This is a genomic window from Devosia sp. Soil_C_22 (genome assembly GCF_057657195.1).
On record NZ_JBDGIY010000001.1, the window covers coordinates 1,723,530 to 1,745,879 of the forward strand.

Genomic DNA, 22,350 nt, shown 5'->3' on the forward strand with positions numbered 1-22,350 from the left:
CATCCATCCACCACACCAGCTGTCATCCCTGCGAAAGCAGGGATCCAACGTGCAGCCAGCGCGGGCGGAGACATGGACCCCTGCTTTCGCAGGGGTGACACCCTGTGGATGGATCAAGTCCCGAGCACCGCTACGCCGACCTCAGGATGGGCCCCGGCCTGCGCCGGGGTGACACCGAGTTGTATAAGCGGCTAAGCCACCCGCCCATTCGGCAGCGGCGTGCCCTTGGCCACCAGCCCCTCGTCGGCCAGCTCGTCCCAGAACGCCGCCGGGATCGTTGTGCCCCACCACGTGAGAATGCCCGACAGCTCGGCCGGTGACTTCGGCCCGGTCAGCACCGACACCACCACCGGATGCGCCACGCCGAACTGCAGCGCCGCGGCGCCGAGCGGCACGCCATGCTTGTCGGCCACCGCGCGCAGCGCCGTGACCTTTTCGACGATGTGCGGCGGCGGCGCCTGGTAGGCGCCCGTGGTCGGACCCCAGATATTGGTGCCGGCCAGAACACCGGCGGCGAACGGGCCGGCGGCGATCACCGAGGTGCCGTTCTTCGCGCAGGCAGGGAACAGCTCATCGAGCGGCGATTGCTCGATCAGGTTGTAGCGGTTGGCGATCAGGAACACATCCCACTGGCCGATATCGAACGACTGCAGCAGCACCGGCACTTCGTTGACGCCGAAGCCGATGGCCTTGACCGCGCCCGTGCGGCGCAGCTCGTCGAGCGCTCTGTAGCCCGAGCCGGCGAGGTCGGCCCAGTGCTTCTTGTTGACTTCCTCGCCATGCGTCTGCACGCCGATATCGTGCACCAGCAGCACCTCGATGTGCCCGAGGCCGAGCCGCTGCAGGCTGGCTTCGTACGAGCGCATGATAGCATCGTAGGAATAGTCGTAGACGATCTCGAACGGGAACGGCTTGGTCCACGGGCTCTCGATGGTGCGCTCGGCATCGGAGCGCACCGGCCGCAGCAACCGCCCGACCTTGGTGGACAGCACCGTCTTGTCGTCGCGGAACCGCATCGCATCGCCCATCAGGTGCTCGGCGCGGCCAAAACCGTAATGCGGGGCGGTGTCGTAGTAGCCGATACCGGCGTCGAGCGCGGCGCTGACCAGATCGCGCGCCTGCTGATCGGGCACATCGGTGCCGAGCATGCCGGCGAGGGTCGCGCTGCCGAGCCCGAGCTCGCTCATCTCGAGATTGGTGCGGCCGACCTTGCGCGTCTTGAAGCTGATGGCGCTCATTGTATGGACTCCCCCATGGCGTGGCGGCGGAAACTGACATGTTAGTGTTTGGGGGTAAAGCCACCAAAGGTGTAGGATTGCGCTGAGGAGAAACGCCGATGGTGAAGCTGGGTCTGATGCACGCCGTGCTGCTCGACTGGGCCTTGGGCGAGGAGGGCAAGCGCAAGCCGCGCGTGGCCGACGCCTTCATCCAGTCGATCGCCCCTTTCGATACCGGCCTCTATCTGCTGCGGCTGATGGACAGCATCGGCATGCTCGATGAGGTGCAGCGCGACTGGCTGCGCGAGGAATCAACTGATAGTTGACATATGTAAGCAAACTGCTTACATTTCTTTATGCTTAAGACGTTCAAGAGCAAAGGGCTGGGGAGCTGTGGGACAAGGGAACCACGGCCAGGATCGACCAAAAGATGCATTTGCGCATCCTGCGCCGGCTTGACGCCCTGAACTCCGCAACAAGGCCGGAGGACATGACTGTCCCGGGCTTTGATTTTCACCCGCTGCGTGGCTTCGACCCAACGCGCTATACCATCCACGTCAACGGGCCATGGTGCATCACCTTTGCCTTCGACGGGCCGGACGCTGTCGCGGTCGATTCGAGCAGTATCACTAGCCTGCGGTGTCCGGCGAGTGTCACCAGAAAGTGGGAATGACCCAGAAAGATGTCCGATCCGATCGTCGCGAGGCGCGACACCAATCGCCCCCCCACCCATCCCGGCGCCCTGCTGCGCGAGGATATCCTGCCTGCCGTCGCCCGACCCAAGGCGGAGATCGCCCGGCTGCTCGGCATTTCCCGCCAGCATCTTTACGACATCATCGATGAGAAGAAGCCGGTATCGCCCGAAGTTGCGGTGCGGCTTGGCAAACTCTTCGGGAACGGTCCCGGACTATGGGTGCGGATGCAGGCGGACTACGACGTGTGGGCTGCCGAGCGGCAGGTCGACGTAAGCGATATCCCGACGTTGAAGGTCGCCTAATCCTCGCGAAAGGCGTGGCTCAGCTGCGCTTCCAGCGGGCCGATCAGATAGCTCAGCACGGTGCGGTCGGCGGTGCGAAGGAACGCTTCGGCCGGCATGCCGGCGACGAGATGCTGACCGGCCGGCAGTCGGGCGAGCTCCGAGGGGGCGAGGTTCAGGCGCACGGTGTAGTAAGCGACGCCCGTGGCTTCGTCGCGGGTGAGGTCGGGCGAAATGGTCTCGACGCTCGCCGCCAGCTCCGGCGTCGAGCGGATATCGAGCCCGACCAGCCGGATCGTGGCCGGCTGGCCGGTGCTGAGCTTGTCGACATCGAGCGGCGACACCCGGGCGTCGAGCACCAGCCGGTCATTGGGCGGCACCACCTGCATCAGCGTTTCGCCCGCCGCGACCACGCCGCCGACCGTCCGCACGATGGATTCGTGCACCGTGCCGGCCTGCGGGGCGCGGATTTCGAGCTTCTTCAACCGATCCTCGGCGGCGATCTTCTGTTGCATCAGCTCGGCGATCTGCAGCCCGGCCTCGCGCAGCTCGCCCAGCACGTCGGAGCGGAAGCTCGCCGCATTCTCGGCGATCCGCGCCCGGCTGGCGGCGATCTCGGTACGCGCCCCGGCGATCGCGGCCGCGAGGCTGCCGGCTTGTCCCTGCAGCTCGGAGAGCTCGCGTCGGGAGGCGTTGAGCCGGCTCTCCTCCATGAAGCCCTGGCGGAACAGCGCTTCGGAGTCGGTCACCTCAGCCGACAGCAGCTCGATCTGTTCCTCGACCGCGGCGCTCTGTGCTTCGAAGCCGGCGATCTGCTCGCCGAGCTGGCCGATTTGCTCCTGCAACTGCGTGTTCAGCCCGGCCTGTGCCGCCGCCCGGCTCGCCATCAGCCGGCGCTGCGCGGCGACGAGATCGAGCAGGGTGGGATCGGGCCAATTGGCCGTGACGGTGGGCAGGATGATCTCGGGGTTGCCTGTGCTCTCGGCCGTGAGCCGGGCTTCGAGCGCGAAGGCAGCCGACAGCTGCGACATGATCACGGCGAGGTTGGCGGCTACGGTTGTCGTATCGAGTTCGACCAGCAACTGCCCGGCTTCGACGCGGTCGCCGTCGCGCACCAGGATCTTCGTCACCACGCCGCCTTCGGGATGCTGCACGCGCTTCGTGCCCTCGCGCGGCACGACATTGCCCTGCGCGATCACCGCGCCCGCGATCTGCGTCGTGCCGGCCCAGCCGCCCAGCGCCACGGCAAACAAGGCAATGGCTCCAACCCCGAACAGGGCGTGCCGGCGGAGGCTGGTGAGCGGCTCAGACATGCGCCTTCACCTCCGGGAGACGCGGCTGCGGCGCGGTGATCTGCTTCAACACCTCCTCCTTGGCGCCAAAGGCATTCTGCCGGCCGTTGACGAGGTAGAGCAGCTTGTCGCACACCGCGATGGCGCTCGGCCGATGCGCCACCACGATCACCACCGCGCCCCGCGCCTTGGCCGTTTCCAGCGCAGCGGTGAGCGCGGTGTCGCCGGCGAAATCGAGATTGGCGTTGGGCTCGTCGAGCACCATCAGGAACGGATCGCCGAACAGCGCTCGTGCCAGCCCGATGCGCTGCCGCTGCCCGGCCGACAGCGCCGCCCCGCGCGGCCCGATCCGGGTCTGGTAGCCCTGCGGCAGCGTGACGATCAGCTCGTGCACCCCGGCGAGTTGCGCCGCCGCGAGAATATCGTCGCTCCGTGCGTCCGGCCGGAACCGCGCGATGTTCTCGGCCACCGTGCCATCGAACAGCCCGGCATTCTGCGGCAGGTAGCCGATCGAACGCCCGAGCTGGATCGGATCGTAATGCGACAGCTCCGAACCATCGAGCCGCACGTCGCCGGCCAGTGCCGGCCACACCCCGACCAGCCCGCGCACCAGCGAGGTCTTGCCCGATCCCGACAGTCCGAGCACACCCAGGGCTTCGCCGGCCTGCAGCGAAAACCCGACCCCGCTCACCAGCGGCGGGCCGTCGCGCTCCGGCCCGATGGCAAGGTTGCGGACGTCGAGCCGCAGCCGCGGATCGGGCAGGCTCAGTTGCACCGAGGACGTGGCGACGGGAGCGGGCAGGGCGGCCTGCAACCGCCGCAGTGCCTGCATCGCATTGGTCAGCCCGCGCCAGTGCGCCACCACCTGTTCCACCGGCGCCAGCGCCCGCGACGTGACGATCGAGGCCGCGATCATCAGCCCGGCCGACAATTCACCCTGGATCACCAGCCAGGCGCCCATCGCCAGCACGGCCGATTGCAGCAGCAGCCGGAACGACTTCGTCACCGCCGAATACATCGCCGCCACGTCGCCGGCACGGCCCTGCACTGCGCTCATCGCCTCGCTCCGCGCCTGCCAGCGACTGGTGACGTCGTCGAGCATGCCCATGGCGAAGATCGGCTCGGCATTGGCGCGCGCGTCCTCGCCAAAACCCTGCCGCGCCATCTGCGCGCGCGCCGCTTCGGCCGTGGGCCGGGCCGCGAGCCGCTCGTTGACCACCAGAAGGGCAGTGGCGATCAGGGCACCGGCCGTGGCGAGCAGGCCGAGATCGGGATGGAACAGGAAGACGATCAGCAGGTAGACCGGCAACCAGGGCAGGTCGAACAGCGCCAGCGGCCCCGGTCCGCCGACATACTGGCGCACCGTATCGAGGTCGCGCACCGGATCGCTGCGGCTGCTTCCGAGCGGCGTCAGGCTCTGCCGCAGCGCCACCCGGAACACATCGGCCGAAGCGGAGGCCTCCAGCGCAGCGCCGAAGCGTGCCGCCATGCGCGAGCGGACGACATCGATCAGCGCGAGGAAGGCGAACGTCGCGGCCACCAGCGCGAACAGCACCACCAGCGTCGGCACCGAGCGGCTGGCCAGTACCCGGTCATAAACCTGCAGCATGAATAGCGGGCCGGTGAGCACCAGCAGGTTTGCGACAAGGCTCAGCAGCCCCAGCGCCACGAGGGGCAGGGTGGTTCGCCTGGCGAGGGCGCCGACGACGCCATCGCGTCGAACGCCAATCGACATAGCCTACACCCCCGCCGCTCTCTACTCGGACGATCGATGTCAGGGTGAAAGCCGTGACCCGTCGCTTGAACCGCCATTGCGGAAGACGAGCCATGCCCGGCGCTCATGGGCCGAGCGCCGTACACAAACAAAACCCCCGGAACTCCGGGAGTTCCGGGGGGGCGTGCGGCACGGTGCCTGTGCCGCATTTTGCGGCAGCCGGTAGCAAGGACACCGGCTGCCGAATTCTTCGGCAAATGCCTCAGACGATCCAGTCGGACGACGCGAGCAGGGATTCGAGCATCGCGCCGTTGAGCCCGAGCGCCAGCACTCCGCCGGCCCCGTCGCTGACGCGCAGCTCGACATGCTCGCCGCTGCCGTCGACGTCGATGCCGAGCGTGTCGAACGTATCGCCGCTCGCGGCGGCCGCATCGGCAAAGGCCGCGAGGAACGCCGAGCTCGAGGCAAAGCCGGTGAGCCCGATGTCGAGGCGATCGCCGGAGCGGAGCGAAAAGTCCTCGATCGTGTCGCGGCCGGCCGAGAACACGAAGGTGTCCGCGCCCGCCCCGCCATGCAGCAGGTCGTCGCCCGCCCCGCCGAACAGCCGGTCGTTGCCGGCCTGGGCGTAGAGCTGGTCGTTGCCGTCTCCGCCCATCAGCAGGTCGTCGCCGCCGCGGCCATAGAAGCGGTCGTTGCCGCCATAGCCGTAGAGTTCGTTGCCCGCATCATTGCCGGTCAGCGCGTTGCCGAGCTCGTTGCCGTAGCCGTTGATCGCGCCGCTGCCCGTGAGCTCGAGCGCTTCGTTCGCCTCACCCAACCGGTACCCTGCCGCCGACACGATGCGGTCATAGCCATCGCCTGACAGCACGATGTCGTGCGAGCCGCCGACGGTGATCGTGTCGGAATCGTCGGTGCCGAAATAGGTCCGCGGCAGCTCGCCCAGCGTTGCCACCGACACCGTGCCATCGGCAAAGCGCAGGGCCTCGACCCCACCGACGACGTCGTAGCCGTCAGCCTTGTGGATCACCAGCCGGCCCATCAGGTCGCGGGTGATCTGGTAGTCGTCCTGATCGCCGGCATAGTGCAGCACGTCGGCATTGCCCTGGCCGCCGTCGATCACGTCGCGTCCGCCCGAGCCGATGATGAGGTCATCGCCCTTTTCGGCGTAGAGCGCGTCGTTTCCAGCTCCACCGACGAGGGTGTCCGCACCGGAGTTGGCGCGGAACTCGACGCCGGAATCGTCGGCCACCAGCGTCTCGGCCTTGGTCGTGCCGCTGACATAGCGGAACGTCACCAGGTTGGTGGCCATGTCGGTGGGGGCGCCATAGCTCTCGCCGTTGTTCACGAACAGCGTCGGCGACAGGTACTTGGCCTCGGCCTCGTCGCGCACCGAGCTCAGCACCTCGACGGTATTGTGGTGGTCCGGCCCGCCGTGGAAGTTGATGTCGCGGTTGGTCGCGCGCACCTGGAAGCTGTTATTGGCCTCGCTGGTCCAACTGGCGAACAGCAGCGCGTGTCGCGTGTCGAACGCCTCGAGCCCCTGCATGGTGCTGTCGTAGAGCGCGCGTGGCTGGAAGGCATAGCCATTGCCGCCGTCGCCCTTGTTCACCGCGCCGTCGACCGACAGGTTCGACGCCTCGAGGAACACCGACTGCGCCAGTGTGAACCCGTTGGACGGCGCATTCTCCACCGCGATGTCGAACAGTTTTGTGTAAGCCGTGCCCGACAGCAGGATCGCGTTGGAGCGGTCGAAGGCCGCCTCGACATTGGTGAAGCTGCCCGGATCCTGCGGCGCAAGTCCGGAACTCACGCTGAAACCGCCGAGCCGGACATTCTCCGCCACTTCGATGCGCTGCACCGAGGCAGCGGTGGAGAAATCGAAGGCGAGCCCATTGACCAGCCGCACCGTGCCGTCCTCGCCTACCGAGGCGACCTCGACCATCGAAGTGCGCAGCGGCTTGTCCTCGCGCCATTCGGTATCGCCGATCGAGTCGAGATATTCGGGCGTATTCTCGAGCTCGATCCACAGGAAGTCGCCGGCCTTGAGGTCGGAGGTGTCGGCGAGATGCAGGTACATCGCGCCTTCGCTTGCCGCCTCGTTCAGGGCGAACTCGCCTGAAAACTGCGGCAGGTCGATCTCGCCGCCGACCTGGAAGGCCCCGCCCGCGCGGGCGCTGCCAGCCAGTTCGATCTGCGTCAGGCCCGAGCCCGAGCCGGTGACGGTAACGTTGTCTCTGTTGATGACGATGGTCTGGTCGAAACTGAAGGTCCCGGCGCCGAGCACGATGGTCTCGCCGGCGGGTGCGTCGTCGATGATGGTCTGGAGTTGGGCGGCAGTCGTTGCAGCAGATACGGTGATCATCGGGGTGGCCTCTCGCTGATCGTTGCTATGGACGCGAATGCCTCCCTGGCTCGCGGAGCTTTTGTCGCCGCATAGCGCTAACCGGCCCTGAGCCGGTAACACCGCATTTTCAGAAAATGCCCCGCAGCAACGCCCAACCCCTCGCCCGCAAAAGCGGCGAGGAGGGGGCGAGCCTTGCTGTGTCTGGGGAAAAGCGCCGCACAGGTGGGCTGCGCTGGGCGCAACGCTGTGCGGGGGCACGTGCCATGGCCGCGGAGTCATTCCCGCGAAAGCGGGAACCTCTGTTGCGATGCGCGCCATCAAACGGAGATCCCCGCTTCCGCGGGGATGACCCAGTGAATGCGACCGCGGGAAGGCCGGCTTACTAAAGCTGCTTGATCACCACCGGCTTTTCCGCGTCCCACGCCACCGCATTCCTCAGCGGCAGGCCGAACTGCGCCTCCTCGATCTCGAACACGTCGCCCGCCTCGGTCTTGATGCCGTCGGCAAAGCTGAGCGTCGCCGTGCCGAACATGTGCACATGCACGTCGCCCGGCTGCCGGAACAGGTCGTACTTGAAGTGGTGGTGCTCGAGATTGGCGATGGTGTGGCTCATGTTGTCCTCACCCGACAGGAACGGCTTTTCCCAGATCACCTTGCCGTCGCGCCGGATGCGCGACATGCCCGAGACGTTGCGCGGCAGCTCGCCGGTGCGCAGTTCCGGCCCGAACGAGCACCAGCGGAGCTTCGAATGGGCGAGGAACAGGTAGTTCACCCGCTCGGTGACGTGGTCGGAGAACTCGTTGCCGAGTGCGAAGCCGACCCGGTGCGGCGTGCCGTCCTTGCCGATCACGTAGATACCGGCCATTTCCGGCTCCTCGCCGGCATCCTGGGCGAAGGCCGGGGAGGGGATGGGCTTGCCCGGCGCGGCGACGATGTTGCCATTGCCCTTGTAGAACCATTCCGGCTGCACGCCGATCTGGCCGGGCGCGGGCTTGCCGCCCTCGAGCCCCATGCGGAACATCTTCATCGAATCGGTCAGCGGTGCCTCGGCGGCCTGCTGGTTCGACTTGTGCATCGCATCGCGCGTCGAAGCCGACCCCAGATGGGTGAGGCCGGTGCCGGTGACATGCAGGTGCGCCGCATCGGGATGGTCGATCGGAGCGAGCAGCCGGCCCTCGGCCGCGAGCTTCGCCTTGTCCACGGTGGCGCCAAGCCCCTTCTCGATCACCACCGCGCGCAGGTCGACGCCACGCTCGATCGCCTCGATGGCGAGCGCGTAGACGCTGGCCGCGCCGTTGACCACGCTGGTGGTGCCGCCTTCGGTGACCGCGACCGCGCGATTGCCGCGCTCGTCCGTGAACTGGATCAGATGCATGTGCTGCCCTCGTTTTCAGCGTTTGCGCCCCTATAGCGCGGCCCGCCGCCCGATGCATTGCGTTTTTGGATGTAGATCAGAAAAGCTGGCTCGCCGGCGTCGAATCGGGCTCACCCGCATACTAGGGCACAGCGAATTTACCCCCTTGACGATTTGGAAACAAAATGAGAACAAACTAAGCACGTTCGATGGACATATATCGGTTTGCGCCGCGCCGACCGAAGTGGAATAAGGGGACACCATAATGGCTGCTGTGACGCCTCTGCGCGTGGTTGAGGGATCGATGGACAAGGACAAGGCGCTGGCTGCAGCGCTGAGCCAGATCGAGCGGAATTTCGGCAAGGGCTCGGTGATGCGTTTCGCCGACAGTGCCATCCAGCAGATCGAATCCATTTCGACGGGTTCGCTTGGGCTCGATATCGCGCTGGGCATTGGCGGTCTGCCGCGTGGCCGCATCGTCGAGGTGTTCGGGCCGGAAAGCTCGGGCAAGACGACGCTGGCGCTGCATGTGGTGGCCGAGGCCCAGAAGAATGGCGGCATCGCCGCCTTCATCGACGCCGAGCACGCGCTCGATCCGGTCTATGCCCGCAAGCTCGGCGTGAAGGTCGATGACCTGCTGATCTCCCAGCCCGATACCGGCGAGCAGGCGCTCGAGATCGCCGACACCCTGGTGCGCTCCGGCGCCATCGACGTGCTGGTGGTCGATTCGGTCGCGGCGCTGACCCCCAAGGCCGAACTCGAAGGTGAGATGGGCGATTCCATGCCGGGCCTTCAGGCCCGCCTGATGAGCCAGGCCATGCGCAAGCTCACCGCCTCGATCTCCAAGTCGAAGGCCATGGTGATCTTCATCAACCAGATCCGCATGAAGATCGGCGTCATGTACGGCTCGCCCGAAACCACCACTGGCGGCAACGCGCTGAAATTCTACTCCTCGGTCCGCCTCGACATCCGCCGTATCGGCGCGATCAAGGAGCGCGAGGAAGTCATCGGCAACCAGACGCGCGTGAAGGTGGTCAAGAACAAGCTGGCCCCGCCGTTCCGCCAGGTCGAGTTCGACATCATGTATGGCGAGGGCATCTCCAAGACCGGCGAACTGCTCGACCTCGGCGTGAAGTCCGGCATGGTCGAAAAGTCCGGCGCCTGGTTCTCCTATGACAGCCAGCGCCTCGGCCAGGGCCGCGAGAACTCCCGGCAGTTCCTCAAGGACAACCCACAGATCGCCGCCGAGATCGAGAAGGGCGTACGCGAGAGCGCCGGCATCCTCTCCGAAGCCCTGCTCACCGGCCCCGAAGGCGACGAGGGCGACGACGGCGAGCCCTGATCGCCCGCACACGGTCCCATGCACGGGCGCCCCCTGGGGCGCCCTTTTTGTACGACCGTTAGGACAGTCCCGTACGGAATGTTCCGGACTGGAGCGCACCTCCATACCCGCTACGAGTCGGGCGTTTGGGGGATATCATGAAACGTACTGCTTCGATCGTCGCAGCCTGCACCTTGCTGGCCGGTTGCGCTACCTCGCCCAAGGATATCGCGCCGGCCTACGTGTCGCCGATCCTGTACCAGAACCTGACCTGCGAGCAACTGGCCCAGGAGGCAGCGCGGGTGTCGCAGGCGGCCGCAGTGGCCACCGGCGCCCAGCAGGACCAGGCGAGCAAGGACGCGGTGATGACCACGGTCGGCGTCGTGCTGTTCTGGCCCTCGCTGTTCTTCATCGGCGGCGACAAGGGCAACGCAGCGGAAGTCGCCCGGTTCAAGGGCGAGATGCAGGCTATCGAACAGGCCAATATCAGCAAGAACTGCGGCCTGCAGTTCCGCGCCGCCGGCTGAAACGGACGGAGAGGACCCTGCGAAAGCAGGGATGCAGCTCTCGCCCGGCGCCGCTGCCAGCCGACCTCTTGCCTGCGCAGAGGCGGCAATCGAAGATGCGGCATCATTCGCCGCCAAGCCTAGCGCCCCCCGTGACGGGGGTGTTTAGCCTGGATTGCTCTTCGGAGATGCCATTTTGCACGGAGTCATTCCCGCGAAAGCGGGAACCTCTGTTTCGGTGCGTGTCATCAGGCGGAGAGCCCCGCTTTCGCGGGGCAACTGCGTCCAGGGCGAACACTCTCTCAACGCAGGGGGCACGGCGCAGAGACCTCGATGCGAGGGCGCCGGCGATCTCCCCACCCACCAGCCGTCATCCCGGCGCAGGCCGGGACCCACTGCTCAGCCCGCAGACCCAAGCTCATGCCGAGCCGGTCCATCCCTGCAAGACCCCACCAGCCACGGCACACAGCACGGGACGAACGCCGCACACTGCTCGCCCTTCGCCGGGGATGACGACCGCGCACAAGGCCCAACCCAGCCACTCATCCCCGCAAATATGACAGCCCTGCACCCTATGCTGGACATCACGGCAAGCCCCGCGATAGAAGGCGTTTCCTGTTGTCCATGGCGGGGCCGAGGCCTCGCCATTTGTCTGCCAAGAGACCCGAAATGACGAGCGTGAACGATATCCGGTCGAGCTTCCTCGGTTACTTCGAGAAGAACGGCCACGCCCAGGTCGCGTCGAGCCCACTGGTGCCGCGCAACGATCCGACGCTGATGTTCGTCAATTCGGGCATGGTGCAGTTCAAGAACGTCTTCACCGGCGTCGAAAAGCGCGACTACACGCGCGCCACCACCGCCCAGAAGAGCGTGCGTGCCGGCGGCAAGCACAACGACCTCGACAATGTCGGCTTCACCGCGCGTCACCACACCTTCTTCGAGATGCTCGGCAATTTCTCGTTCGGCGACTACTTCAAGGAGCAGGCCATCGAATACGCCTGGACCCTGCTGACCAAGGAGTGGGGCCTGCCCAGGGAGAAGCTCAGCGCCACCGTCTATCAGGACGACGACGAGGCCTTCGACCTGTGGAAGAAGATCGCCGGCTTCTCCGACGACAAGATCGTCCGGCTCGGCGCCAAGTCCAACTTCTGGCAGATGGCGGATACCGGTCCGTGCGGCCCCAACTCCGAGATCTTCTACGACCACGGCGACCAGTATTGGGGCGGCCCTCCGGGCACGCCCGAGGAAGACGGCGACCGCTTCGTCGAAATCTGGAATCTCGTCTTCATGCAGTTCGAGCAATTCGCGGATGGCTCGCGCACCCGCTTGCCGAAGCCCTCCGTCGACACCGGCATGGGTCTCGAGCGCGTCGCCGCGGTGATGCAGGGGACCAACAACAACTACGAAATCGATCTGTTCAAGACCCTCATCGATGCCGTGGCGCACGCCACCGGCACGAGCCAGCGCGGGATTGACGAGGGCAAGCTCGCCTCGCTGCGCGTGGTCGCCGATCATCTGCGCTCGATGAGCTTCCTCATCGCCGAGGGCGTGCTGCCCTCCAACGAGGGTCGCGGCTACGTGCTGCGCCGCATCATGCGCCGCGCCATGCGCCACGCCACCCTGCTCGGGGCGAACGAGCCCGTCATCCATCGCATCGTGCCGACCCTGGTGCGCGAGATGGGCCAGGCCTATCCCGAGCTGGTGCGCGGCGAGGCCATGGTCGAGGAGACCATCGAGCTCGAGGAACGCCGCTTCCTGAAAACCCTGAGCCGCGGCCTGCAGCTGCTCGACGAGGCCTCCGCCGATCTGAAGGAAGGCGACATGCTGGAGGGCGTCACCGCCTTCAAGCTCTACGATACCTACGGCTTCCCGCTCGATCTGACCCAGGATGCGCTGCGCAACCGCGGCATCAATGTCGATCTCTCCGGCTTCGAGGACGCCATGGCCAGGCAGCGCGCCGAGGCGCGCAAGAGCTGGGCCGGTTCCGGCGAAGTCGGTGAGGACAAGGTCTGGTTCACGGTCGCCGACCAGGTCGGTCCCACCGAGTTCCTCGGCTATGAGACCGAGACCGCCGAAGGCGTCGTCACCGCGCTCGTCAAGGCCGGCCAGGTCGTCGAGGCGCTGAACGCCGGCGATGAGGGCTATGTCGTCCTCAACCAGACCCCGTTCTACGGCGAAAGCGGCGGCCAGGTCGGCGACACCGGCACGCTCACGGGTGAGGGCAATGCCGCCGACGTGCTCGACACGGTCAAGAATAACGGCGTCTTCGGCCACAAGGTGAAGGTCACGGCCGGCACGCTGAAGCTCGGCACGCCGCTGACGCTGGTGGTCGATCACGATCGCCGCTCCGCCATCCGCGCCAACCACTCGGCCACCCACCTCCTGCACGAGGCGCTGCGCATCGTGCTCGGCGATCACGTCGCCCAGCGCGGCTCGCTGGTCTCGCCCGACCGCCTGCGCTTCGATTTCGTGCATACAAAGCCGATCAGCCCGCAGGAGATGGCCGAGATCGAGGACATCGCCAACGCCATCGTGCTCCAGAACTCCCCGGTCGAGACCCGCCTGATGGGCGTCGAGGAAGCCAAGGAGTCCGGCGCCCGCGCGCTGTTCGGCGAGAAATACGGCGATGAAGTGCGCGTCGTCTCGATGGGCGATCCCACCGGCAACGCGGTAGGCTGGTCGGTCGAGCTCTGCGGCGGCACCCATGTCCGCCGCACCGGCGATATCGGGCTCATCACCGTGCTGGGCGATTCCGGCGTCGCCGCCGGCGTGCGCCGCATCGAAGCGCTCACCGCCAAGGGCGCGCGCCTCCACGCCCGCACCAACTCGAACCTGGTCGCCAGTGCCGCCGAGGTGCTGCGCGTCGGCCCGGCCGAAATCCTCACCCGCATCGAGGCCATTCAGGAAAACCTGAAGAAGTCCGAGCGCGCGCTGAGCGAGGCCAACAAGAAGCTGGCGCTCGGCGCCGGCGGCGGCAGCGCCGCTACGGCCCCGGCCGATGACAGCGTCAACGGCGTCACCTATGTCGGCCGCGCCGTCGAGGGCGTGTCGCCCAAGGACGTGAAGGGCCTCGTCGATGCCGAAAAGAAGCGCATCGGCTCGGGCGTCGTCACGGTGGTGCTGAAGGGTGAGGATGGCCGCGGCACCGTCGCCGTCGGTGTCACCGACGATCTGACCGCAAGATACTCGGCCGGCGATCTGATCAAGCTCGCCACCGTGGCTTTGGGCGGGCAGGGCGGTGGCGGCCGTCCCGACATGGCCCAGGGCGGCGGCCCCGACGGCGCCAGGGGCGCCGAAGCCATCGCAGCCGTTCGCGGCGCACTTTAGAGCGCTTCACGTTCGAAGCGGTCCACAAACACCGGCGTCATCCCCGCGAAGGCGGGGATCCAGCGGCCGCATGCGCGGTGCCCGACTGGGTTCCCGCCTTCGCGGGAATGACATTGCGGAGGCGGGCGCCGCCTCCGACTGATCCTGAAGGGCTCTCGAGAGCCGTTGGCTCGCCCCGCTCCGCCTCCGGCGCTACTGGAACGCCGTCTCCGCAAAGCTGCGCAGCTTGCGCGAATGCAGCCGCTCCGGCGGCTGATCGCGCAGGATCTCCATTGCCCGCAGCCCGATCTGGAAGTGCCGCGCCACCTGGGTGCGGTAGAAGTCCGAGGCCATGCCCGGCAGCTTCAGCTCGCCATGCAGCGGCTTGTCGCTCACGCACAGCAGCGTGCCGTAGGGCACGCGGAAGCGGAAACCGTTGGCGGCGATGGTGGCCGATTCCATATCGAGCGCCACGGCGCGGCTCTGGCTCAGCTGCCGGGTGATCTCGGCCTGGTCGCGCAGCTCCCAGTTGCGGTTGTCGAAGGTCGCGACTGTGCCGGTGCGCATGATGCGCTTGGTCTCGAGCCCCTCGAGATGGGTGATCTGCGCCACCGCCTGCTCGAGCGCCACCTGCACCTCGGCCAGCGCCGGGATGGGGACGGTCACCGGCAGGTCGGCATCGAGCACGTGGTCCTCGCGCAGGTAGGCGTGGGCGAGCACATAGTCGCCGAGCTCCTGCGAATTGCGCAGGCCCGCGCAATGGCCGAGCATGATCCACGCATGCGGCCGTAGCACCGCGATGTGGTCGGTGATCGTCTTGGCGTTGGACGGGCCGACGCCGATGTTGACGATGGTGATGCCGCGGTTCTTGGGCATGGTGAGGTGCAGCGCCGGCATCTGCGGGATACGGGTGGCGCGCATGCCGCTGGTGCCGCCGCCGAGCCGCGCATTGCGGGTGGTGAAGCCGCCGGGCTCGACGAAGCTCTCATACTCGGCGTGGCCGTCTTCCATGTAGCGCTGCGCCACGCGCGCGAACTCGTCCATGTAGAAGCCGTAATTGGTGAAGATCACGAAATTCTGGAAGTGATCGGGCTCGGTGCCGGTGTAGTGCGCCAGCCGCTGCAGCGAATAGTCGACGCGCGGCGCGGTGAAATGCGCCAGCGGGTAGGGCCCCCCCGGCGGCGGCACGAAGGTGCCATTGGCGATCTCGTCGTCGGTATCCTGCAGGTCAGGCACGTCGAACAGGTCGCGCAGCGGGATGGGCAGGGCGTTGATCGCCTCGCCGTCGATGCGCTCGGTGGTCGGGATGGCGAAATGCAGCGGGATGCGGGTCGAGGATTCGCCCACCTGGATGGCATTGCCATGGTTGCGCAGGATCACGTCGAACTGCTCGATCAGGTAGGACTTGAACAGGTCCGGCGCCGTGACCGTGGTGCGGTAGATGCCCGGCGTGTGCAGGTACCCATAGGGCAGGGTGCTGTCGGTCTTGCCGTAGCTGGTCGAGGTCACCTGCACCTCGGGATAGAACGCGCGCACCCGGCCCTTGGGCACGCGGCCCCTGGTCAGCCCGATCAGCTGCTCGCGGATGAAGCCGGTATTGCGGTGGTAGACTTCGGCCACATAGGCCCAGGCAGCATGCGGATCGGTGAAGGATTTGGTCGGCAGCGGCTCGGGCGAAATCGTATCCATGATCTTCTCGTTGGCGAGGCGGCGCGGCCGCTTGCAGGCCATCCTTAGGGCCTTCGCGGCGGGTCCGCAATTGGGCCACCTTACCGGGCGTTCATGAATTTCACCTTCGAGTGAAGGGTCTTTTTCTCGCCTGCGCCGCGACCCATCTTTCAACTGTTCACTGGATTACTGCAAACGACCCATGCACCGGTGAATTGCGAGGAGTGACCTGCCGCTGCCCCCAAGCCCTCAACAGTGCGGCGGGTGACCCTCAGGGCCACGGACCAGAAATGGTTCGTGGCCCTCTTCATTTCTGCCGCTACTCCGGCAACGCCACGTCCTGCGGCTCACTGACGTCATACACCTGCACCGGGTTGATCTCGCCGTCGTAGGACGCATCGACCTCGTAGGTGACGAGCCGGTATTCCCCATCCGCCAGTTCCCAGGTGCCCGAGCTTGACGCATCGCCGATGCCGCGCCAGTAGGCGGTGCCGGTGATTGCGCCGGTCTTGCCGTCGACCACGACATTGGTCATCAGGACGCTCGCTCCCATGCCAGTCAGCTTCAGGCTCACCAGCTTGCCGTCGGCGCCGTCGTCCTCGTATTCCGGCTTCACCATGGGCGAGGCAAAGCTGAGCGGCGCCAGCCCGTCGAGCTCGTCCCAGCCATAAAACACCGAGCTCAGGTTGTACGCGCCGCCGCTGCAGTTGAACTGGTACAGCCGGAACTTCCGCTCGGGATCGGTCGGCGCGTCATGGCTGCCGCGATAGGTGAAGTCGTGAACCAGCGGCGCCGGCCCGCCGAAGCCGCCATCGATGGCAGCGCTGCACGGCTCGGTGAAGGCGAGGGTGAACAGCCGCTGCACCAGCGCAGTGTCGGGCGGCTCGCCGTTCGTGGTGTAGAGCTCGGTGGTCGGCACGAAGCTCTCGTACTGGCTCGCGGCGGTCTGTGCATTGGCGACGCTGATGCTGAGCGCAACGAGCGCCACGGCACTTGGGATATGACGCATGGTGGAGTCCTCGATGCCCCGATTTTGGCATCCCGCCATCGGGCTGGCGAGGGGGCGGAACAGAAATCCGCTTCCGGCATCAGGAGCTTGCGGCTATGGTCGCGCCGACGCGGGAGGGACCATGCGGCAGCCAGTATCAGCCATCGCCATCATGTTCGGCGCGCTCGTCAGCTGGCCGGCGCTGGCCGTGGAGCTGCGCCATTCGGCGTTCCAGGTCACCTTCAACTATGCCGGCGAGGACCGCGCGCTCAACGACGCCACCGTGCCGCTGCTGCCGGCCAATGCCTGCTATAACTGGTACGCGCAGGTCGATACCGACGCGCCGCCCGGCACAGCCACCGAGACCCTGAGCCTGCCCGTTGCGCTTGCGGACTGGGGCGATCTCGCCACCGACCCCGACGATGGCGTCGACATCTCCGCCGACGGCAAGGTCCTCACCCGCACCTTCACCCCCGAGATCGATGCCGAAGGCTGGTTCAGCCACGGCTGGTGCGTGGTCGAGGGCGACCCGACCGGCGCGCACAAGATCGAGATCGCCGTCGAAGGCGAGCCACTCACCAGTTACGACTTCCAGGTCGTCCTCCCCGAGGACTACTCCTGGCCTTCCGTCAACCAGCCGATCCCGCGCGAGCGGAGCGTCGACAACAGCTGGTGACTCCTGCCGACCCTGAGGAAACCATGTCGCTTTCGATGTATGCGATTACCGTACCCGTGTTCACGCGGTACCTGAACAATCTCGACGCCATTCTGGTGAAGGCCGAGGCCAACGCCGCCGAGCGCAAGATCAAGCCGGAGGTGCTGGTCGCCTCGCGCCTCGCGCCCGATATGCATCCGCTGGCCTTCCAGATCCAGTCGACCACCGACCGCATGAAGTTCGCGCTGTCGCGGCTCACCGGCAAGACGCCGCCGAGCTGGGAAGACAACGAGGTCACCATCGCCGACCTGCGCGGCCGCATCGCCAAGGCGCGGGAGTTCGTTTCGAGCTTCTCCAAGGCCGATCTCGTCGGTTCCGAGAACAAGGTGCTGACGCTGAAGGTGCGCGGCGAGGACACCCAGGTTCCGGCGCTCGAGCACATCACCCTCAACGCCGTGCCGCAGATCTTCTTCCACGTCACCACCGCTTACGCCATCCTGCGCCACAATGGTGTGCCGGTGGGCAAGCGGGACTATACGGGCTGAGGCTCTTCATCCTGCAGAGGGGCCGAGCGTCAGCGCCCGAACCCCTCATCCGGCGCTACGCGCCACCTTCTCCCCGACGGGGAGAATACGGAGGGTGCGGCGGCCACCACTATTCCTCTCCCCGTCGGGGAGAGGGTGGATCGGCCGGAGGCCGAGACGGGTGAGGGGTTAGCCGCAACCCCCTCAGCTATACCGCTCCTCCTTCCACGGATCGGCGTGGTTGTGGTACCCGCGGATCTCCCAGAAGCCCCGGTGATCCCGCTCCGCGAACTCGATCTTGCGCAGCCATTTCGGGCTCTTCCAGAAATAGAGATGCGGCACCACCAGCCGCACCGGGCCGCCATGCTCCAGCGTGAGCGGCTGGCCTTCCCAGGAATGGACGATCATCGCCTCGGGTGAGGCGAAATCCTCGATCGCCATATTGGTGGTGTAGCCGTCATTCGAGGTGAACAGCACGTGCCGCGCCGATGGCTTGACGCCGACGGCATCCATCAGCTGGTGCGTGGTGACGCCCTGCCAGTGGTTGTCGTAGCGCGACCAGCTGGTGACGCAGTGGATGTCGTTGACCTTCTCCACCTGCGGCTGGGCCATCAGGTCGTCGAAACTCCAGGTGGTCGGCGTCTCGACCTCACCGGCAATGTCGAGCCGCCACACCTGCTTGGGCACGTTGGGCGTCTGGCCCAGGTCGAGGATCGGCCAGGTCTTGACCAGGTGCTGGCCGGGCGGCAGGCGCGAGTCCTCGGGCCGGCTCTGCATGCCGGTCAGGAATTTCCCCAGCTCGGCCCAGCGGGATTTCGATTTCGTCAGCTTGCTGTCTTCGGGAGTATCGTCGTCAGCCATGGTCGCCTCGCTGCGTGATGCTCGAAAAGGTGAGCTTCCGCGCGGCCAAGTCAATGAGATTTGACGCATCGCTGGCCTGCCGCCTGTCCGATTTGGGCGCCGCCGGCCATTGTCGAGGCCCCGGGTGGCACCCATGTCAGCGTCAGACGTTATTCCAGACGCTCAACATCGGAGACTTGAGATGCTGAACCCTGAAGATCGCCGCGCCATCGAAGGCCTGTTCGACCGCCTTGCGGAGGCCGAGCGGCGGGCGCCGCAGCGCGACCACGAAGCCGAGGACCTGATCCGCGCCGAAATCGGCCGCCTGCCCAGCGCGCCCTACTACATGGCGCAGACCATCGTGGTGCAGCAGCAGGCGCTGGAAGCGGCCGAGCAGCGTATCCAGCAGCTTCAGGCGCAGGCCGAGGCGGGCGAGCAGCGCCGTCGCAGCCCGTGGGATCGCAACGACGACGGCTACGACCCGCGCCAGCAGCGCGGCGGCGGCTTTGGCGGTGGCGGCTTCCTCGGTGGCGCCATGCAGACCGCGCTGGGCGTGGCCGGCGGCGTCCTGCTCGGCAGCGCTATCGGTTCGCTGTTCGGTGCCGGCTCGGCGCAGGCCAGCGATCAGCCTAACGATACCCAGGACAACGGTCAGGATCAGGGTGCGGCCGACCAGCCGGCCGATGACGGCGGCAATGATGCCGGCGGCGACTGGGGCGATTTTGGCGGCGATGGCGGCGGCTTCGACATGGGTGGGGATTTCTGACGCAGTTGTGATGGGTTGCTCGACAGGGGAATCTGGGCATGATCCATCGCGATGACAGAAACTCAGGCAGAAGATCTTCAGCATAAAGACGAGAGCGGGGATTTCCGGCTCTCGACTATGCTTACCGAAATGGCCAGCGGGCCGGAGACCGATCGGATATCGATCGGAGACTTGCTGACGGCGATGCAGCGACGGGCATTGGGGGCGATGATCTTCATCTTCGCCGTTCCGGTCGCGCTGCCGCTGCCCCCAGGCGTGTCGACGATTTTCGGCGCGCCCCTGCTATTTCTCACCGCCCAGCTGATGCTGGGGTTGCAGCCTTGGCTGCCGCGCTTCATCACCGACCGCGCGCTGACGCGGCGCGAATTTGCGCGCATCGTCAGCGCCGTCACGCCTTGGCTGCACAAGGCCGAGAATGTGATGCGGCCGCGGCTGAGCTTCGTCGGCCACCGGCCCTTCGTCTATGTGCTGGGCTTTGCGTGCCTGGTGCTGTCGATCATCCTGTTCCTGCCCATCCCTCTCGGCAACATGCTGCCGGCGCTGGCCGTGAGCATCATGTCGCTGGGCCTGTTGGCCCGCGACGGAGCCTGGATGCTGCTCGGCCTGGCCACCGGCGTCCTGGCGGTGGTCGTGGTGTGGGGCGTGCTCTGGGCCATGCTGTTCGCCGCGGTATTCGTGATCGGCAACGTCTTCGGCATCACGTTCTAGCTGTCGCACACCGGCGTTTCCTGAGACCACCGGGTCATCCCCGCGAAAGCGGGGATCTCCGTTTGGCCACACCCACCGCGAACAGAGATTCCCGCTTTCGCGGGAATGACAGCGTGCGTGGGCCCTTATCGCGCCCGCTACCAGTACGCGAGCATCGAGAACGGGTCGTTGGTGAAGGTGCCAGCCTTGCGCTTCTCGTAGAAGTTGTTCCCGCCCGCCTCGAGCACATAGTACATGTTGTTGTACGGGAACTTGTATCCGGCGGTGTGGAAGTGTTTCACGTCCGATGTCAGGGTGGTGTGGCGCTTGCCCCGCAGCACCTGGTCGGCAACGCTGTAGGCGAGCGCGGCCGACTTCTTCTCGGTCATCTTCTTGCTCAACACGCCCGGGGCGAACTGGTTCTTCTGCCCGACCACGCCGCAGACCGAGTTGGGATACGCCTTGTCGGCCACCCGGTTCATCACCACCGTGCCGACCGCCAGCATTCCGTCGGGACTCGAGCGGTTCGATTCGAAATACATGGCGCGGGCCAGGCAATCACGCGAGGAGAGGCTGCCAAAGCCTCCGAGGGAAGCGCAGCCGCCGAGCAGGCCCAGCAGCAGCGGCGCCGCGATCAGCAGCCGGAACGAGATGGCCAATGATGACTCCAGAACGCAGATACAACTAAGGAGTTGGGCCCTGACGCTGCCCGCCTCCCTAGAATGCGCGTGCCGGAGTTAAGATGGTGTTGAGGATGTCAGCGCCGGCGACCCGAGTAGCGGCCATTCCCCGACGCCATGACCAGCGTCACGAGGCAGGCGAGTCCCGCGACCGCCACTACGGCGGGCACCGGGTCCTTCTTCACCGCCTTGCCGGCGCGCCGGGCCTGCTTGCCGACGGCCCGGGCGACCGCTGTGCCCTCATGTCGCGCGAAGTCGGCAGCGTCATGGGCGAAGCGGGAGATGTCGTGACGGGCGCCGTCGCCGAAATGATCGAGAGAACGGGAGATGCCGCTCGCTTCGCGCGCCAGCGCCGTCAGGCGGCGCGACAGGTTGGACTGGGTATCGTCGTAGAAGCCGGTAAGGGCGCGAAGGTCGAGCATTGTCGGGGTCCTCGAATAGGTTCGAGGGCACAACGCGGCGGCGATTTCCGGGGTTCCAACTGGGCGAGGGCAGGGGGCCACCGGGTGGCTCGGTCCTGCCCTCTACTTAAGCACGGATCAGGTTGATCCCAATCCGTTAACGAGGCGTTAACGCTCGCCCGCCGGGGCGACCGCCTTGCGATAAAGGTGCCAGGTGGCGTGCCCGAGGAGCGGCACGACGATGGCGAGTCCGACGAGCAGCGGGATCGAGCCGATGACCAGCAGCGCGGCGACGATGATGCCCCACAGCGCAATGGTGACCGGGTTGCGCAGCGTCACGCGCAGCGAGGTCAGCACCGCCACCGCGGCGCCGACATCGCGGTCGAGCAGCAGCGGGATGGAGACCACCATCGAGGCCAGTACGCCGGCGGCGAACAGGAACCCGACAAGGTTGCCCCAGATCATCAGCGACGTGCCCTGCGACGTGCTCAGCACCTCGTCGAGGAAGGCCATGAAGGTCGGCGGCGAGCCCGGCCCGAAATGCGCCTCGTAGATGAACTGCGCCACCATCAGCCACACCGTGAAAGTGATGAGCATGAGCACGCCCAGCGCCGCGATCGAGGCGAAGGCCGGGGTGCGGAATACATCGAACGCCGCGCGCCAATGCGTATCGAGCCCGAGTTCCTGCCGCCGGCTCATTTCGTAGATGGGCAGCGCGAGGAACGGGCCGACCAGTGCGAAGCCCGAAATCAGCGGGAAGAGCAGCGGCCAGGAATTATTGCCCGAGGTCCACACGGCGAGGATCGCCCCGCACAGCGGGTAGATCAGGCCGAGAAAGGCGAGGTGCGAAGGCCTCTCCCAGAAATCGCGCCAGCCGAGCCGCAGCGCGTCGATGAGATCGGCCGGGCCGATGGTGCGGACAGCGGGTATGTCGAGCTCGTCCGCGGCATTTGTGAGCACGTGAAAGCCAGTCATTCCATCCTCCTCGAAGAGGCAGTGGAAAGTCGCCGCTGGGCATCACGCCGGCGGAAACCGCCTCTGCGTCAGATCGTCACTGTAGCGCCGAATGGCGGCCATGTCGAAGCGGAGGACACAGGATCGTTACGGCGTG

General features: G+C 66.4%; 20 protein-coding genes and 1 pseudogene. 10 read left to right on the forward strand and 11 right to left on the reverse strand.

Features of this window, described 5'->3' with window-relative positions; translation table 11 throughout:
• Nucleotides 1-191: 191 nt before the first annotated feature.
• On the reverse strand, nt 192-1,238 hold the full coding sequence (locus tag AC3A6I_RS08210; RefSeq protein WP_487543196.1) for an aldo/keto reductase: 1,047 nt from the start codon (nt 1,236-1,238) through the stop codon (nt 192-194).
• 98 nt (nt 1,239-1,336) lie between these two features.
• Here AC3A6I_RS08210 and AC3A6I_RS08215 point away from each other — a divergent pair, with 98 nt between their 5' ends.
• The 3 genes and pseudogenes from AC3A6I_RS08215 to AC3A6I_RS08225 all read left to right on the forward strand — a co-directional run bounded on the left by AC3A6I_RS08215 (nt 1,337) and on the right by AC3A6I_RS08225 (nt 2,214).
• The gene (locus AC3A6I_RS08215) at nt 1,337-1,543 is read left to right on the forward strand and encodes a hypothetical protein (protein ID WP_487543197.1); all 207 of its coding nucleotides are present in this window, start codon (nt 1,337-1,339) and stop codon (nt 1,541-1,543) included.
• Nucleotides 1,544-1,573: 30 nt separating this feature from the next.
• Nucleotides 1,574-1,850, forward strand: a pseudogene (locus AC3A6I_RS08220) (type II toxin-antitoxin system RelE/ParE family toxin).
• 49 nt (nt 1,851-1,899) lie between these two features.
• Nucleotides 1,900-2,214 (forward strand): HigA family addiction module antitoxin, encoded by a 315-nt coding sequence (locus AC3A6I_RS08225; RefSeq protein WP_487543198.1) that lies wholly within the window; start codon nt 1,900-1,902, stop codon nt 2,212-2,214.
• Here the strand turns inward: AC3A6I_RS08225 and AC3A6I_RS08230 are convergent.
• From AC3A6I_RS08230 to araD1, 4 genes are all read right to left on the reverse strand, one after another.
• On the reverse strand, nt 2,211-3,506 hold the full coding sequence (locus tag AC3A6I_RS08230; RefSeq protein WP_487543199.1) for an HlyD family type I secretion periplasmic adaptor subunit: 1,296 nt from the start codon (nt 3,504-3,506) through the stop codon (nt 2,211-2,213). The two genes, AC3A6I_RS08225 and AC3A6I_RS08230, sit on opposite strands and share 4 nt — an antisense overlap.
• Nucleotides 3,499-5,220, reverse strand: coding sequence for a type I secretion system permease/ATPase (locus AC3A6I_RS08235; RefSeq protein ID WP_487543200.1), 1,722 nt, complete (start codon nt 5,218-5,220; stop codon nt 3,499-3,501). The genes AC3A6I_RS08230 and AC3A6I_RS08235 overlap by 8 nt, the downstream gene beginning before the upstream one ends.
• A gap of 241 nt (nt 5,221-5,461) precedes the next feature.
• Nucleotides 5,462-7,561 (reverse strand): calcium-binding protein, encoded by a 2,100-nt coding sequence (locus tag AC3A6I_RS08240; RefSeq protein WP_487543201.1) that lies wholly within the window; start codon nt 7,559-7,561, stop codon nt 5,462-5,464.
• Nucleotides 7,562-7,925: 364 nt separating this feature from the next.
• Nucleotides 7,926-8,918 carry an AraD1 family protein gene (gene araD1 / locus AC3A6I_RS08245; RefSeq protein ID WP_487543202.1) on the reverse strand — a complete coding sequence of 331 codons (993 nt, stop codon included), beginning with the start codon at nt 8,916-8,918 and terminating at the stop codon, nt 7,926-7,928.
• Between the two features lie 244 nt (nt 8,919-9,162).
• Here araD1 and recA point away from each other — a divergent pair, with 244 nt between their 5' ends.
• The 3 genes from recA to alaS all read left to right on the forward strand — a co-directional run bounded on the left by recA (nt 9,163) and on the right by alaS (nt 14,051).
• Nucleotides 9,163-10,239, forward strand: coding sequence for a recombinase RecA (gene recA, locus AC3A6I_RS08250; protein ID WP_487543203.1), 1,077 nt, complete (start codon nt 9,163-9,165; stop codon nt 10,237-10,239).
• Between the two features lie 137 nt (nt 10,240-10,376).
• Nucleotides 10,377-10,745, forward strand: coding sequence for a hypothetical protein (locus AC3A6I_RS08255; RefSeq protein ID WP_487543204.1), 369 nt, complete (start codon nt 10,377-10,379; stop codon nt 10,743-10,745).
• Nucleotides 10,746-11,393: 648 nt separating this feature from the next.
• Nucleotides 11,394-14,051 carry an alanine--tRNA ligase gene (gene alaS, locus AC3A6I_RS08260; RefSeq protein ID WP_487543205.1) on the forward strand — a complete coding sequence of 886 codons (2,658 nt, stop codon included), beginning with the start codon at nt 11,394-11,396 and terminating at the stop codon, nt 14,049-14,051.
• Between the two features lie 192 nt (nt 14,052-14,243).
• Here the strand turns inward: alaS and AC3A6I_RS08265 are convergent, their stop codons facing one another.
• Both AC3A6I_RS08265 and AC3A6I_RS08270 read right to left on the reverse strand, forming a co-directional pair.
• The gene (locus AC3A6I_RS08265) at nt 14,244-15,719 is read right to left on the reverse strand and encodes an AMP nucleosidase (protein WP_487543206.1); all 1,476 of its coding nucleotides are present in this window, start codon (nt 15,717-15,719) and stop codon (nt 14,244-14,246) included.
• A gap of 298 nt (nt 15,720-16,017) precedes the next feature.
• Entirely contained in the window at nt 16,018-16,707 is a 690-nt protein-coding gene (locus AC3A6I_RS08270; RefSeq protein WP_487543207.1) for a hypothetical protein, read from the reverse strand.
• Between the two features lie 121 nt (nt 16,708-16,828).
• Here AC3A6I_RS08270 and AC3A6I_RS08275 point away from each other — a divergent pair, with 121 nt between their 5' ends.
• Together AC3A6I_RS08275 and AC3A6I_RS08280 are read left to right on the forward strand one after the other, a co-directional pair.
• Nucleotides 16,829-17,362: a hypothetical protein gene (locus tag AC3A6I_RS08275; protein ID WP_487543208.1), complete on the forward strand. Its 534-nt coding sequence runs from the start codon at nt 16,829-16,831 to the stop codon at nt 17,360-17,362.
• Nucleotides 17,363-17,385: 23 nt separating this feature from the next.
• Nucleotides 17,386-17,886, forward strand: coding sequence for a DUF1993 domain-containing protein (locus tag AC3A6I_RS08280; RefSeq protein ID WP_487543209.1), 501 nt, complete (start codon nt 17,386-17,388; stop codon nt 17,884-17,886).
• A gap of 183 nt (nt 17,887-18,069) precedes the next feature.
• On the opposite strand, the gene AC3A6I_RS08285 is transcribed toward AC3A6I_RS08280, so the two are convergent.
• Nucleotides 18,070-18,726 (reverse strand): sulfite oxidase-like oxidoreductase, encoded by a 657-nt coding sequence (locus AC3A6I_RS08285; RefSeq protein WP_487543210.1) that lies wholly within the window; start codon nt 18,724-18,726, stop codon nt 18,070-18,072.
• Nucleotides 18,727-18,907: 181 nt separating this feature from the next.
• Here AC3A6I_RS08285 and AC3A6I_RS08290 point away from each other — a divergent pair, with 181 nt between their 5' ends.
• Together AC3A6I_RS08290 and AC3A6I_RS08295 are read left to right on the forward strand one after the other, a co-directional pair.
• On the forward strand, nt 18,908-19,471 hold the full coding sequence (locus AC3A6I_RS08290) for a DUF2076 domain-containing protein (protein WP_487543211.1): 564 nt from the start codon (nt 18,908-18,910) through the stop codon (nt 19,469-19,471).
• A 117-nt stretch (nt 19,472-19,588) separates the two neighbouring features.
• Nucleotides 19,589-20,179, forward strand: a complete 591-nt coding sequence (locus AC3A6I_RS08295) for an exopolysaccharide biosynthesis protein (RefSeq protein WP_487543212.1) — start codon at nt 19,589-19,591, stop codon at nt 20,177-20,179.
• A 137-nt stretch (nt 20,180-20,316) separates the two neighbouring features.
• Here AC3A6I_RS08295 and AC3A6I_RS08300 read toward each other — a convergent pair whose 3' ends face one another.
• The 3 genes from AC3A6I_RS08300 to AC3A6I_RS08310 form a co-directional block, all read right to left on the reverse strand.
• Entirely contained in the window at nt 20,317-20,817 is a 501-nt protein-coding gene (locus tag AC3A6I_RS08300; RefSeq protein WP_487543213.1) for a cell wall hydrolase, read from the reverse strand.
• 98 nt (nt 20,818-20,915) lie between these two features.
• On the reverse strand, nt 20,916-21,260 hold the full coding sequence (locus AC3A6I_RS08305) for a hypothetical protein (protein WP_487543214.1): 345 nt from the start codon (nt 21,258-21,260) through the stop codon (nt 20,916-20,918).
• Between the two features lie 147 nt (nt 21,261-21,407).
• Nucleotides 21,408-22,214 (reverse strand): DUF2189 domain-containing protein, encoded by an 807-nt coding sequence (locus tag AC3A6I_RS08310; protein ID WP_487543215.1) that lies wholly within the window; start codon nt 22,212-22,214, stop codon nt 21,408-21,410.
• Nucleotides 22,215-22,350 lie beyond the last annotated feature (136 nt).